Annotated in this window: 12 protein-coding genes; 6 read left to right on the forward strand and 6 right to left on the reverse strand. The window is 45.2% G+C overall.

Annotated elements, in window-relative coordinates; genetic code table 11:
- Positions 1-18 precede the first annotated feature (18 nt).
- From BM265_RS00595 to trhA, 3 genes are all read left to right on the forward strand, one after another.
- A complete protein-coding gene (locus tag BM265_RS00595) occupies positions 19-906 on the forward strand; it encodes a hypothetical protein (RefSeq protein ID WP_074959550.1) in 888 nt (295 codons plus the stop codon).
- 158 nt (positions 907-1,064) lie between these two features.
- Positions 1,065-1,856 carry an immunity protein Imm33 domain-containing protein gene (locus BM265_RS00600; protein ID WP_074959551.1) on the forward strand — a complete coding sequence of 264 codons (792 nt, stop codon included), beginning with the start codon at positions 1,065-1,067 and terminating at the stop codon, positions 1,854-1,856.
- 116 nt (positions 1,857-1,972) lie between these two features.
- Complete coding sequence (gene trhA, locus BM265_RS00605) at positions 1,973-2,638, forward strand: PAQR family membrane homeostasis protein TrhA (RefSeq protein ID WP_074959552.1); 666 nt, start codon at positions 1,973-1,975, stop codon at positions 2,636-2,638.
- Positions 2,639-2,708: 70 nt separating this feature from the next.
- Here the strand turns inward: trhA and BM265_RS00610 are convergent, their stop codons facing one another.
- From BM265_RS00610 to BM265_RS00620, 3 genes are all read right to left on the reverse strand, one after another.
- Complete coding sequence (locus BM265_RS00610) at positions 2,709-3,878, reverse strand: FprA family A-type flavoprotein (RefSeq protein ID WP_074959553.1); 1,170 nt, start codon at positions 3,876-3,878, stop codon at positions 2,709-2,711.
- 90 nt (positions 3,879-3,968) lie between these two features.
- Complete coding sequence (locus BM265_RS00615) at positions 3,969-4,631, reverse strand: hypothetical protein (RefSeq protein WP_074959554.1); 663 nt, start codon at positions 4,629-4,631, stop codon at positions 3,969-3,971.
- A 47-nt stretch (positions 4,632-4,678) separates the two neighbouring features.
- Entirely contained in the window at positions 4,679-5,218 is a 540-nt protein-coding gene (locus BM265_RS00620) for a hypothetical protein (protein ID WP_074959555.1), read from the reverse strand.
- A gap of 188 nt (positions 5,219-5,406) precedes the next feature.
- Here BM265_RS00620 and BM265_RS00625 point away from each other — a divergent pair, with 188 nt between their 5' ends.
- The 3 genes from BM265_RS00625 (at position 5,407) to bglS (ending at position 8,952) form a co-directional block, all read left to right on the forward strand.
- Positions 5,407-7,134 (forward strand): sensor domain-containing diguanylate cyclase, encoded by a 1,728-nt coding sequence (locus BM265_RS00625; RefSeq protein WP_074959556.1) that lies wholly within the window; start codon positions 5,407-5,409, stop codon positions 7,132-7,134.
- A gap of 45 nt (positions 7,135-7,179) precedes the next feature.
- Positions 7,180-7,986 (forward strand): TIGR02452 family protein, encoded by an 807-nt coding sequence (locus BM265_RS00630; protein ID WP_074959557.1) that lies wholly within the window; start codon positions 7,180-7,182, stop codon positions 7,984-7,986.
- Between the two features lie 156 nt (positions 7,987-8,142).
- Positions 8,143-8,952: a beta-glucanase gene (bglS, locus tag BM265_RS00635; protein ID WP_074959558.1), complete on the forward strand. Its 810-nt coding sequence runs from the start codon at positions 8,143-8,145 to the stop codon at positions 8,950-8,952.
- Between the two features lie 366 nt (positions 8,953-9,318).
- Here bglS and BM265_RS00640 read toward each other — a convergent pair whose 3' ends face one another.
- The 3 genes from BM265_RS00640 to BM265_RS00650 form a co-directional block, all read right to left on the reverse strand.
- The gene (locus tag BM265_RS00640; RefSeq protein ID WP_081358323.1) at positions 9,319-10,110 is read right to left on the reverse strand and encodes a helix-turn-helix domain-containing protein; all 792 of its coding nucleotides are present in this window, start codon (positions 10,108-10,110) and stop codon (positions 9,319-9,321) included.
- Between the two features lie 247 nt (positions 10,111-10,357).
- Positions 10,358-11,797 carry an ABC transporter substrate-binding protein gene (locus BM265_RS00645; protein ID WP_074959559.1) on the reverse strand — a complete coding sequence of 480 codons (1,440 nt, stop codon included), beginning with the start codon at positions 11,795-11,797 and terminating at the stop codon, positions 10,358-10,360.
- Positions 11,798-11,835: 38 nt separating this feature from the next.
- Positions 11,836-12,726, reverse strand: a complete 891-nt coding sequence (locus tag BM265_RS00650; protein ID WP_074959560.1) for an NPXTG-anchored protein — start codon at positions 12,724-12,726, stop codon at positions 11,836-11,838.
- Positions 12,727-12,864 lie beyond the last annotated feature (138 nt).

The following is a 12,864-nucleotide window of genomic DNA, read 5'->3' on the forward strand; positions in this document are numbered from 1 at the left end:
CTTAACGGAGGAATAAAAATGAATATCAAGAAAATAACAGTAGTGGCAGCAGTATGTTTATGTCTTGCAATGACAGGCTGTGGAGAAAATGTGGAAAAGAACGCCAAGCCTACCGATAAGCCCGCGGCTTCGGCATCAGTGGATAAAGCTGAAAACAACACCGCTGACGATAATGCACCAGCAAGCGAAGATGCTCCCGCTGATACCGATGAAGCTTCCGAAACTCCAGCATCTATGGATTTTCAGACTACTCAGCAGATAAAGGACGCGACCCTTTCATCGGGCTATGTCCAGATAGCTAATGACATTTTCAGAGAGGGCGGCTATATGACGGTAGGGGAGTTCGTTGAAAACTACGGCGACAGATGGGACTGCTCCGAGATCGACCTCACCATGGAAGCTGATACAAAGTTTTTCCGTTTCCTCAAGGCGACTTTAAAAGGTACAGATCTTTTTATGGAAATGGTAGCAACTGCACCGGTATCGGGAAGCGGCACAGTTGCCGATGCTGTCATAATGTGTTTTAAAAGCGAGGGAGGTATCACAAATGATAATCTGTGGCTCCCGGGAGGTATATGCCACCACTGCACCGATCAGAATTATGACGGCATGGTCGCTATGTACGAAGCACAGGGCTGTACTCTTACCGATGAGCTTTTCCACAACGGACACGGTGTAAGCAAATACAGTATGACGAAAAATGTCGGCTCTTACTGCGCTATACCCGCAACCGATGAACGTCCTTATGACAGCACCTACTGCCTTATTGAGCTTGACGAAGTGAACCTCTACGGTGAAAAGCCAGTTATAGGATATTATTTCCTGGATATGCACGACGGTGAAGCAGTTTACTTCACCTACAACTGGATATACTACGGCTCTGACGATGTTTACCAGTGGAGCTAAATCCTAACAGCTTTCAGCTAAAAGTTTTTTGTTGATAAAAAAAATTGTAGCCATAGCATTTCTGATGTGAAGCCAGAAGTGCTGTGGCTTTTCTGTTGACAATGGGAACGGATTCTGATATAATCAAGAAAATACTTATGATATGGCGGTGGATAGTTATGAATAATATACTTGTTCAGGTAGATAAATATATGCACGAAGCGCTGAAAAGCAAACTTCCCGAAGTAAGTTCGGCTGATCTTGAAAAAGATGGCGCAGTTTTTTATATGAACGGAAAAAACGGAACGGCTTTTGATTGGTTCGTCAACGAGCATTTCCCATGCTTTTTTATTTTCTACGGTGATAAAGAAAACCTGGGTGCGGTAAAGGCGACCCTTTATTCAGACGGAAGATTATCCGTTTATGTTTTCGGCGATAAGGGTCATGCTGATGCGGAAGAGGTTACTTATACTGTAGAAGCAGATGCAGATCAGCTTCTGAGATTAGCAGCATTTCTGACAGATAATGCTGATGAAAAAAAGATATGGGATGCTGATATCAGAGATCTTCCCGAGGGTGATATTTGTGATGAACAGTCGGTTAGAGTGTTTCTTGATTCGGAAAAATACTATATGCCCATGATAGAACGAAGGAAGCTTTGGGATAAGACAGCGATAGTTTCCAAAAAAGTTCGTGCCGAGGGCTGGAAAATCTGCTTCGGTATCCGTGATGAACCTACGAGAGATGGCGATAGTGGCTGGTACTTTGGTGTCGGAAATGAGCCTGAGAATTATGCCAACGATGCGGATAATCTGGAACTGTGGAAAGTTGGCTCGGTGCTGATGTTTGAACCTGCACTGAACGAGCTGATATCCGCGCCTTACGGCACTTTGATAATTCGTGTAGATCACGATAAGTTTGAGATCGAATCACCAGAAAAAGATATCCTTATTGAGAAAAGAGAAAGCTGATTTTTCTGCCGCGATCCCCTGAAGCTTTTTTGACAACTGTCTAAAAAAGTATTGACTTTTTCAAGCATCGGTGCTATCATATACCTAAGAGAAAACAGACCGAAAGGGGCGGTAATGTGAGCACTGACATCAAAAATAAACAGAAACGGTATACTCTCGGGGAAGAGATATTCAACTCCGTGAGCCACGGTGTAGGCGGGGGACTTTCAATCGCGGGAACGGTGATACTGATAGTATTCGCAGTGATCTACTCCGATGCCTGGGGCGTTGTCAGCAGTGCGATATACGGGGCTTCGCTGATAATCTTGTACACCATGTCCACCTTATACCACGCCATTACGAATGACAGAGCAAAGGGATTTTTCCGCATAATGGATCACAACACAATATTTTTCCTGATTGCGGGAACTTATACACCTATCACACTGGTACCACTGCGGGGTGCCTTTGGCTGGACGCTTTTCGGTGTGATATGGGCGGCGGCGGTGGTCGGCATAGTGCTGAACTCCATCGACCTGGAAAAATTCCGCAAGCCCTCGGTGGTGTGTTATATACTTATGGGCTGGGCAGTTGTCTTCGCGGTAAAGCCCATGCTGAGGACGATAAACAAGATATCCCTGCTGTTCCTGCTCATAGGCGGACTTTTTTACACCATCGGTGTGTTCTTCTACGTGATGAAGAAAAAGCGCTACTTCCATTCAATATGGCATCTTTTCACCATCGGCGGAAGCGTGTTCCACTGGTTTTCGATACTGCTTATAATGATACATAACGGAAGATAATAATAACCCCCGAAGCACTGTGAAATGCTTCGGGGAATTTTGTTTGAATTTAAATATGTAACTATACAGATCACTTAGCAGTCAGCGCATCAGCCAGTTCTTCCAGAGCCTTTTCGCTTTCGGCGTTCAGTGCGGACTTTATGGTAACAACAGGTTCAACCAGAGTGATATCCTTGAACTTTTCAACATAGCTCTTGATTACCCTTGCAGCCGAAGGTGCCCATGAACCGTTCTCAACAATGGCAATCTTCCTGTTTCTGTAAGTCTTGTCACGCAGGTGCATCAGCAGTTCTTCCATAGGAGGGAACACGCCGCCGTCGTAAGATGAAGACATAAGTACCAGTCTGTCATAGCGGAATGCGTCCTCAACAGCTTCAGCCTGATCGTCACGGGTAATGTCGGAGAGTGAAACTTTCTCAGCGCCCCTTGCTTCCAGCATTTCTTTCAGCTTTTCAGCTGCTGCGAGAGTGTTGCCGTGTATAGAAGCGCAAGCGATGAATATTCCCTTGTTCTCAGGCTCGTAGCTGGACCATGTATTGTAAAGGTCAATATAATACCCCAGATTTTCGGTCAGTATCGGACCGTGGAGAGGGAGTATCATCTTGATATCCAGCGCAGCCGCCTTTTTAAGAACAGCCTGAACCTGTGCGCCGTACTTTCCGACAATGTTGAAGTAGTATCTTCTTGCCTCGCAAGCCCAGTCCTCATCGGTATCGAGAGTGCCGAATTTACCGAATGCATCAGCGGAGAAGAAAGCGCCCTCGCTTACTTCAAATGTCATCATGACCTCAGGCCAGTGTACCATAGGTGTCATGAAGAATTTCAGGGTATGACTGCCAAGTTCCAGTGTGTCGCCCTCTTTAACTATTACAGAACGAGCACCGATATCGGGTATATTGAAGAACTGTCCCAGCATGGTGAATGTCTTTGCGTTACCAACGACCTTCATATCGGGATACTCAGCCATAAGTTTTGCGATGTTTGCGGAATGGTCGGGCTCAACGTGCTGAACTACCAGATAGTCAGCCTTTCTGTCCCCAAGAGCTTTCTTAACATTTGCGAGCCATATATCACTGACACGCTTGTCAGCTGTATCCATGATGCAAACCTTGTCATCGAGTATAGCATAGGAATTGTAAGCCATACCGTTGGGAACATCGTACTGACTTTCAAAAAGATCCAGATCCTTATCGTCAGCACCTATATATACTATGCTGTCTGAAATTTTAATTTCTGCCATTGTGATTACCTCCAAATTTTGTATACATTTATTGTATCACATCACGGGCTTATTGTCAACCTGAACTATACACGGTATTTCAGAGGAGTATCATTCCTTGATATCGCCGTCAAAAATATATCCTATGATGAACCTGTTTTCCTTGTAAACTTGACCGATATCCGCATAGTGGCGAACTGATGTATCATTGCCGTAGAGATTGTATACGAGGAATCGTCCTGCACGGTATTTGTATGCTACAGTGTGAAGTCCGCCGCTGAAAAAATCAAGCCCGTGGAACTTCGCAGTCGAACGCTCGTTGTTCCAGAAAGAGATTATCCCGCAGGACGCTTTTGTGGTCTTGGCGTATTTTGCAAACTCTCCTCCGTCACGGTAGGAACGGTAGGGCATATCGTGCTTTTTAAAAAAGTACCACAGCTTCTTCGGGGCAGTACCCCAGTATCCGTTGGGGAAAATATAGTGCATCTTGTTTATCTCAAACTCAAATACCACTTGCGGAAATGTTATCTCTCTACCGAGAAGAACAGCGCAGTTGTAGCAGGCAATGAGTTCACAGCCGTTCCAGCTTAGGGGATATGTGCCGTAGCGCATATCGCAAAGTGGTTTTGTGCGCTGACCGTGGAGAGGTCTGTGTTTGCTGTCTGCGAATACCGCAGTATTGTGCGCAAAATTTTCCATAGTCTGCCTGCTCCTGCCATGCTTAGGGAAATTTCCGTCCCTGTCAGGCGGAGATACCAGCCAGTTCTTTTTCACGTGACCGCCTCCTTTTGCCTATGTACACGAAATACTGTTATAATTCGTCAAAATTCAAATATCTGTTGGTAATCATCATAGTCCTCTGAAGTTGCTGTGATCTTCAGTTGGGGTTGTGTTTGAACAGCTTCTCTGAACATCTGAAATATTTTCTGCGGATCAGTTTCAAGCTGAAATTCCTCTGAAAAATCCTCCAGAAAATCTTCTTCGATCTCAATAAAATGTTCAGAAAATTCATCATGATCTTCCAGCCATCCGAACTTTCCGAAATCTTTAAGGTATCCGCAGTGAATGATGATGCTGAAAAAGTCGCGGATGTTTTTTGCGACTATACCCGACTGCCCCTCAGAGTCTATCATACCCACCATCTCACCATCAAGCAGGGCATATATTCCGCCTTCACCATCGCAGGCAAAGGGTTCAAGCTTGTAATTGCTTTTGGCGTTCTCAGTAAGAAAACTCAGATCATCTGCAAGTTCCTCGTCATCCTCAAAATCAAGATCACATTCACCTGAAAGATAATCAAGAAGCTCTTCGTTATCTTTAATATATTCGATAATATTTTTTAAAAGGTCATTATTATTCATGGAGCATTTTCACCTCGCTTATCACTAATTATACCAAGCTGAAACAAAAAAGTCAATGCGTGATAACCTATTTCATGAAAATCACATTGTCATTTGAAAAAATATTAAAATTATCTTGAAGTTTTAGAAAAAATGTGTTATACTAATCTATAAATATAATGGATTTCTACTGAATGGAGGAGCTGTCGTTGAGACAATTTCAGTTTGATTATTATAACGACTTCACGCTGAAGACCGAACTTACTAAAATAAGGCTGTGGTGCGATTCGAGCGTGTATTCACATATAGTTTTTCAGATATATTCAGAACTGGTTGACCGGGAAAAGATAAGACATATCTGCTCAGTCATTGAATCTGCTCTGCCGCAGGCTGAATACTTCGGCTGTTCGACAAACGGTAATATCATTGGCGGAGAATTTTCAGGAAATGATATCTCCATTGTATGTACCGTTTTTGAATATCCTTCAACCAAAATGCTGTTCAGGCAGTACGAACTCTCTGATGAAACTGCCGACAGTGTCACAGGCGATATTCTTCATCTTATTGACGAGAATCCCTGGGTCAAGGCAGTGGAGCTGGTGACAACTTTAAGAGGTATGTCCATGACAGTCTTCTGCGATAATCTAAGCCGAGCCAGAGAGGATATACAGATTTTTGGCGGCGGTGCTTTCGCTTCGGATATCAATAATGAAGAAGCCTGCGTTTTCTCAAAAAGCAGTGGTATCTCTTCACGCGGAGTAGTTTTCTGGCTGCTGGGCGGTGAAGACCTGGCTATCGATTCGACTTATGTCACAGGCTGGAAACCTCTCGGCAAAATGTTCCATGTCACCCGTTCCGAGGGCAGCAGGCTCTATGAACTGGACGGCGCACCTGCCTATGATGTTTACTATAAATACCTCAACATCAAAAATGATTCTCACTTCTTTAACCATTCGCTGGAATTTCCATTCTTCTATAAATGCCACGGTATAAATATACTCCGCGCGCCAACTGCCAGCCTTGAAGACGGTTCCCTAATAATGACATCGGATATGGAGTCCGATGAATTTGCACAGCTTGCATACGGTGACCCGGGCACGATATTGGACAGCGTCCGCGAAGAGGGAGCAAGGATACGTGATTTCCGTCCCGAGATCGTGCAGATCTTCTCCTGCGCCGCAAGACGAAGCTTCTGGGGCAATAACGAGATATCCAAAGAATCCAAGCCGTTCTGCGGTATCGCTCCCACCTCCGGATTCTATACCTCTGGAGAGTTCCTGCGTACCGATAAGTACGTGAATCAGCACAACGTAACTATGGTGCTTGTAGGTATGCGTGAGGGTCTGGCTGATGACCTGCCTGCAAAGACCCTTGAAATAGACGGCGAAGAATTCACAGGTAAAATGGCGCTGATAAATCGTCTGGCAAACTATATAAATGCCGCTTTCCGTGAACTTGAAGAATCTGCTATACGTGACGGTCTCACCAAGCTTTACAACCGAGCCGAGATACAGCGCAGGATAAATGAGCGCCTTATCAGTGGCGAAAAGCTTTCGCTGATAATGATAGATATCGATAACTTCAAGTCGGTCAACGATACCTACGGTCATAACGAGGGCGACAATGTCATAGTCGGTCTTGCGAAAATGCTGAAAGATGGGATTTCCAGCCGCGGCAATTTTGCTTCCGCAGGACGCTGGGGCGGTGAGGAATTCATGGTGCTAATTCCCAATGACATCAACAACGCCATCGATGCAGCAGGGGAGATGTGCGAGGCATTCAGGGAGATAGATTTCCCATTGGCAGGGAAGCGCACCATAAGTATCGGCGTGACCGAAGCCAGAGGGGACGACACTCTGGATAAACTGCTTATACGTGTGGATTCTGCACTTTACGATGCTAAACACGGCGGCAAGAACAGGTTCGTTGTAGTATGACCCTGAGACCGAGATACGTTTCGGGATTTTTGATAAGGTGATTATATGAATAATATCGCGATAGCAAAAGAAACGATAAAAATCACTTCCGAGCTTGAATACACTGTCGATGGTAAAAAGGTAACTCTGCCAAAGCACGATACATCAACTGTTGAGGTAATAACTTCTGCAATGGGGGAGGCTATGCTGAAAGAGGATATTTCGGCATACCATGTCGGGACGCCCTGTATCATCGAAGTCACCTGTGAGGATTCATTTGAAGCAGCAAAGCGCCTGCACGAGCCAATGGTGATGAACTTTGCCAATGCCCACAACGCAGGGGGAGGTTTTCGTTTAGGTGCATCAGCCCAGGAAGAAGCGCTGTGCAGGTGCAGTACCCTTTACAGCTCCATATCATCGAAGGCTGCAAGCGAAATGTACCGCTACAACAACACTCACCTCAGCAAGGTAGAATCAGATCATATGCTCTATTCCCCAGAGGTCTGGGTCATTCGCGGCAGTGATCTTCAGCTGACAGCAAACCCTTTCAAGGTGTCGGTCATCACCATACCCGCCCCGAACAGGCGAGGTGCAGCGTTTATCGCTTCAGACAGCCTGATTGAATCCACCATGACCCGCCGCATACGCATAATGCTCCATACAGCGGTTTCACGTGGCTGTAAAGAGCTTGTTCTTGGGGCATGGGGCTGCGGAGCTTTCGGAAATTCACCGCAGAAAGTTTCGCATTATTTCAGAAAAGTCCTTATGGACGAAGGCTATGAAAAATGCTTCACCCACATAGTTTTCGCTGTATACGGCAAATCAGACGGCAAAAATGTAACAGCCTTCCGTGAAACATTCAAGGATAAATAATCACGGTTGTGTTATATTTTTGATATAAAAATTATTTACATGATATAGTTTTTTCGGAAAAAGATGTATTATATACTCAATGAAAACGACTACAAAGGTTTGATTGAAGGGTAAATAATACGGAATATATAGTATGAAATGAACGGAGGATATCGCATGAAAAAAATAGCTGTATCAATGCTTGCATTTTTAACTGTTGTGTCTCTTGCTTCCTGTCAGGATACAAAATCATCCGATAGCAGCAAGGCTGAAACAAAATCTTCCGCCGCTGAGGTATCATCTGCTGAGCAGACTGAATCTGCAGCTGAAGAAGCTGAGGACGACAGTCCTTACACCGTTCTGGCTGATTTCTCAAAAGGTGAATCCAGCAGCTTTATGTGTTCCGATGGCTGGTCTAACGGCTCGCCTTTCGACTGCACTTGGAAAAAGGATAACGTTACCTTTGAGGACGGTCTGATGAAGCTGACTATCAGCAGTGTCATCGAAGATGAATACAATGCTGCTGAGTATCGCTCAAACGATTTCTATGGCTACGGACTTTACGAAGTCAGCATGAAGCCCATGAAGAATGTAGGTGTTGTCTCCTCTTTCTTTACTTATACAGGTCCTTCCGACAGCAATCCATGGGACGAGATAGATATCGAGTTCCTTGGAAAGGATACCACCAAGGTGCAGTTCAATTATTACACCAACGGCAAGGGCAATCACGAATATCTCTATGACCTGGGATTTGATGCTTCAGAAGAATTCCACACCTACGGTTTTGAATGGAAAGAGGATTCTATCACTTGGTATGTTGACGGCGAAGCTGTTTACACAGCAACTGAGAATCTGCCTGTAACTCCCGGCAAGATCATGATGAATGCATGGAACGGCAAGGGCGTTGACGGCTGGCTCGGCAAATACGACGGTACAACACCTATAACAGCTGAATATCAGTTCGCACGTTTTACAGCTGCTGAATAATAAGCTATCTTCCGTTGTTTCCCGCAAGGGGAGCAATGATACCCAACCATATCCATATATCCGTCGGACGTCACCCGCGTCTGACAAAGACTAAGACCCTTTCTGAGGGTCTTTTCTTTTGCTTTTTAAAAATACGCAATCATGTGGAAACTGCCAAGGAACTGAGCTTTGGCGCAAACTTTTCGCGAAAAGTTCCTAACTCCGTACGGGCGAAAACCAGCAAACTACCGGTCATAGCAAATATCCGACTATCCTAAATGATTATACTATCAATATCCCAAAAATAGAAAAGCCATAGCATTCCTGATATCCATATCAGAAATACTATGGCTGATTCTTTTATTTCAAAATTGCTGTAACTCAGAATTATTCTCTGTCCTGCCAGCTGATACGAAAATAATTCTCACGGTACTGTTTTGGTGTCAGCCCCGTGTGCTTTCTGAAGCAGGCAATAAAATGGCTGTGGGAACTGAAATTCAGGTAATTGCCGATATCCAGCGGAGTGTACTCCGAGAATTTCAGCATATTTTCTGCCGCCTGTATCCTCCTGGACATGATGTATTCCGATATGGTCATGCCAACCTCCTGCTTGAATAGCTTAGAGAGATACTGGGGAGTAAGTCCGAGCCTGTCTGCGATCTCCTGAACACGTACACCGTTGTATATGTTGTCGTAGATTATATCCAGACACATCAGAACGTGCTTTGAATAAGCGTTGCCTGAATTTACCTTCTGCATACGCTTTGCATATTCTATGAACACTTCACGGTGAATGTCCTCAAGCTGAAGAAGATCGGTGGCAACATCCAGTTTGTTGATGAATATGTCGCTTATAGTGTAACTGGTCTCGGTAGGAAGACCTTTTTCAATGCAGAATCTTGCTATCAGTGCTATCGTGATAGTCAGATGGTATTTTACATTGCGCACGGGATCATCACTGAGCTTGCCGTAGCCTTCAACAGCCAGCGGAGTATAAAGCTTGCGCACGCGCTCGATATTGCCCGCAGCTACAGCAGAATAGAACTCCAGTTCCTTCTCGTAAGGCGAGTGAGTCTCACCCGTTTCGCGCTGAATAAATTCACGATGGGAAAGTTCCTTGTTGATGCCCACGAAGAGCGCCCCCTTCACAGAAGTCTGTTTAACAGTATCATACCACATTTTTGTCTCCTTGTCAAAACTAAGCCAGCTTGCTGTTAAGCTGATCTACTAATATCTTTGTCAGATTTCACAGAATTTCGCAGGTCATTACAAATTGTAAGCACGATATTCTGTGAAATGTGACAAAATTAAAACATTCGTTCAAAGATTATACAAAATTCCGAGAAACCAAAACGGCGGACTGGAAAAAGCCCGCCGTTTTGTAAAACCGGAATATAAAAATGAAGGATATTAAAGCAAGATCATATTATTCCTCAGTCTTTTCCTGGGCCTCTTTGATGAGATAATCGAGAGCCTTCTCGTTCTCAGCAACTGTAGAGGTCCATGTGTATGACTCAGCAGGGTTCATAGAATTCTTGATTATACTATCAGTCAGATTCGACAGATCGCTGGAAACGCCCTGTGCGAACTCAAATACAGGATGCTCTGCAGCTCTTGCATAGATCTCGTCACGCATTTCGAGCATTTCATCTGTCCAACCGTAGTCGTTTTTATACTGGTCAAGAGTGATCTGGTGAGCTGCCTCGTCTATCTCTGCATATCTTGTGCAGTCGAGCCAAGCAGCAACGCCTTCGGGATTCTTAGCACCCTTAGCGATGCAGAAACCGTGAACTCTTGAAGGAACATACATATTGTCGGTATCCTTAGCGCAGGGAACGGGCACGAACATTACTTCACCTGCAGCCAGATCGCCGTAGGGAGCGGTAGTGCTGGGTGCGTCCTCGATTGCCCAGAGACCGATAGGATAGAACAGTGTCTCGCCGGAAGCGATACCTGTACCGAATACATCGCCTCTTACCTTCCACTCATGCAGATGCTTGGGGTAAACAACGTTATTCTTCTGGAGGTTGTACATCATGTTCTGAGCCTTAGCCAGCTCAGGAGTATTGATGTTGTTGACGATCTTGCCGTCCTCCATGCCTACCAAAGGCTTACCTGAGGATTCAGTCAGTGCATTTTCATAGTACCAGCCGTCCATAGCCCACTTATCAGCTTCTTCGTCTGTGAACTCAATACACATTTCTGAAAGCTTGTCCCAGTTCCATTCGCCGTTGTAGTAAAGCTCAGCGGGATCCTCGAGACCATTTTCCTCAATTACATTTTTATTATATATCCAGATATAACTGGGGTCAACACGTGAAACTGCCACATAGTGACTGCCCTTGTACATGAACTGGTCGTTAGCAGATTTCATTGGGCTCCACAGTGCACTGTCGAAGTCAACGTAATCATCCATTGGTTCGATCATGCTCTTTATAGCACCCTTAGGGAAAACGTCCATATCGTCTGCGCCGATAAAGTCAGGTGAATCGCCTGACAGAATAGCGTTTGCAAGGTCGTCGAACTTAGTTTCCCAAGTAGTCTGTCTGTATACTATCTTGCCGTTGTACTTGGTCTGGAACAGAGCCAGGTCAACGCCGATATCCTTGTCAGCTGAAGCTGTAGGATTTATGTCGTAGAAAGAGAACCAAACGATCTCGTTGTTTGCGAGCTCCTTGTCCTCCATCTCGCCGGCAAGTCTTGTTACAATGTCCTGCTGGCTCTCTTCGAGCTTCTTTTCAGGCATTGAGGAAGCATCGCCGCCTTTTTTGTCGGAATCGCTGCTTTTGCCTGAATTGCAGGCTGACATGCCCATAGCAAGTGCCAGTGCAAGAAGTGCTGCTGCTGTAAGCTTAATTTTTCTCATATTATATCCCTCCGTGTTGACCCTATGGTCATCGGTTATCAGTGCTTCTTCTTAGCAACGATAGCGCCAGCTGCTGCAACTGCCATCAGACCAAGTACTGCGCCTGTAGCTGCACCGGTGTTGGAGTTGGTGTTGTCAGTAGCATCGGAAGCTGCGGAAGAAGTAGATGTTGTGCCTGTGCCGTTATTGTTAGTTGTTGTAGACTTGCTATCAGCCTTGCTGTCAGTCTTGGAATCAGCAGCGCTCTCAGTCTTGGATTCTGCCTTTGACTCAGCCTTGCTCTCGGTTGAACCACCGGCATTGGGTGCACCAAAGTCAAGTGTAACGTACAGTGTACCGCCCTTGAAAGCACCTTCCTGATCCCAGCCTGCTGCCTCGGGAGTAGCGCTCAGTAAAACTTCACCGGTCTCCTCGTCAACCTTATCAACAGGACGAATGTGGAATCTGATGTCGCCCTCAGCGTCACGCTGCATCTCGGTAATGTTGAGCATATCGTTGAAAACAGTCTCAGTGCCATCCTCAGCTACGAACTTAGCCTCTGTGACTGCAACTTCGATAGGATAGCTTGTCTCATCAAGACCTGCCTTGCCGAGAGCCTTGTCTACGTTGCAGACCATAACACCCATTTCGCCAAGGGTACCCTTTTCGCCCATCTCGACCTTGTCAGTGAGTATGGGGCTGATCTTGTACTCAACAGAGATCTTACCCTCTTCGTCGATGCCGAACCAATCGCTCTGGTTCCAAGCCCACTTACCGTCATTATTCATGAAAAATCCCATAGCACCAAGGCCATAATATGCATCGTTGATATCTGCATCTGACTCGCTGGGGTATACCTTGTCAGTCAGCTTTGTAGCGGATGCTGTCATTGCCAGTGTTGCTGCGATTACTGTTGCGGAAAGTCCCGCAAAAATTCTTTTTACCTTCATGTTTATTTCCTCCGTAAATCTTTATTGGCAGGGCATTTGCTGCCCTTAGATTGACATAATTATAGCTTAAAAATTGATTTTTTTATATAAAAAATATAACTTAAATATCGAAAATCTAACATAACCCTTGGTCATGTC

The sequence above is a fragment of the Hominimerdicola alba genome, assembly GCF_900112155.1.
Lineage (GTDB): Bacteria > Bacillota > Clostridia > Oscillospirales > Ruminococcaceae > Hominimerdicola > Hominimerdicola alba_D.

Coding starts and splice junctions, on each gene's coding strand:
- BM265_RS00595 (WP_074959550.1), top strand. CDS start 19: ATGAATATCAAGAAAATAACAGTAGTGGCAGCAGTATGTTTATGTCTT.
- BM265_RS00600 (WP_074959551.1), top strand. CDS start 1,065: ATGAATAATATACTTGTTCAGGTAGATAAATATATGCACGAAGCGCTG.
- BM265_RS00610 (WP_074959553.1), bottom strand. CDS start 3,878: ATGGCAGAAATTAAAATTTCAGACAGCATAGTATATATAGGTGCTGAC.
- BM265_RS00620 (WP_074959555.1), bottom strand. CDS start 5,218: ATGAATAATAATGACCTTTTAAAAAATATTATCGAATATATTAAAGAT.
- BM265_RS00630 (WP_074959557.1), top strand. CDS start 7,180: ATGAATAATATCGCGATAGCAAAAGAAACGATAAAAATCACTTCCGAG.
- bglS (WP_074959558.1), top strand. CDS start 8,143: ATGAAAAAAATAGCTGTATCAATGCTTGCATTTTTAACTGTTGTGTCT.
- BM265_RS00640 (WP_081358323.1), bottom strand. CDS start 10,110: ATGTGGTATGATACTGTTAAACAGACTTCTGTGAAGGGGGCGCTCTTC.
- BM265_RS00645 (WP_074959559.1), bottom strand. CDS start 11,797: ATGAGAAAAATTAAGCTTACAGCAGCAGCACTTCTTGCACTGGCACTT.
- BM265_RS00650 (WP_074959560.1), bottom strand. CDS start 12,726: ATGAAGGTAAAAAGAATTTTTGCGGGACTTTCCGCAACAGTAATCGCA.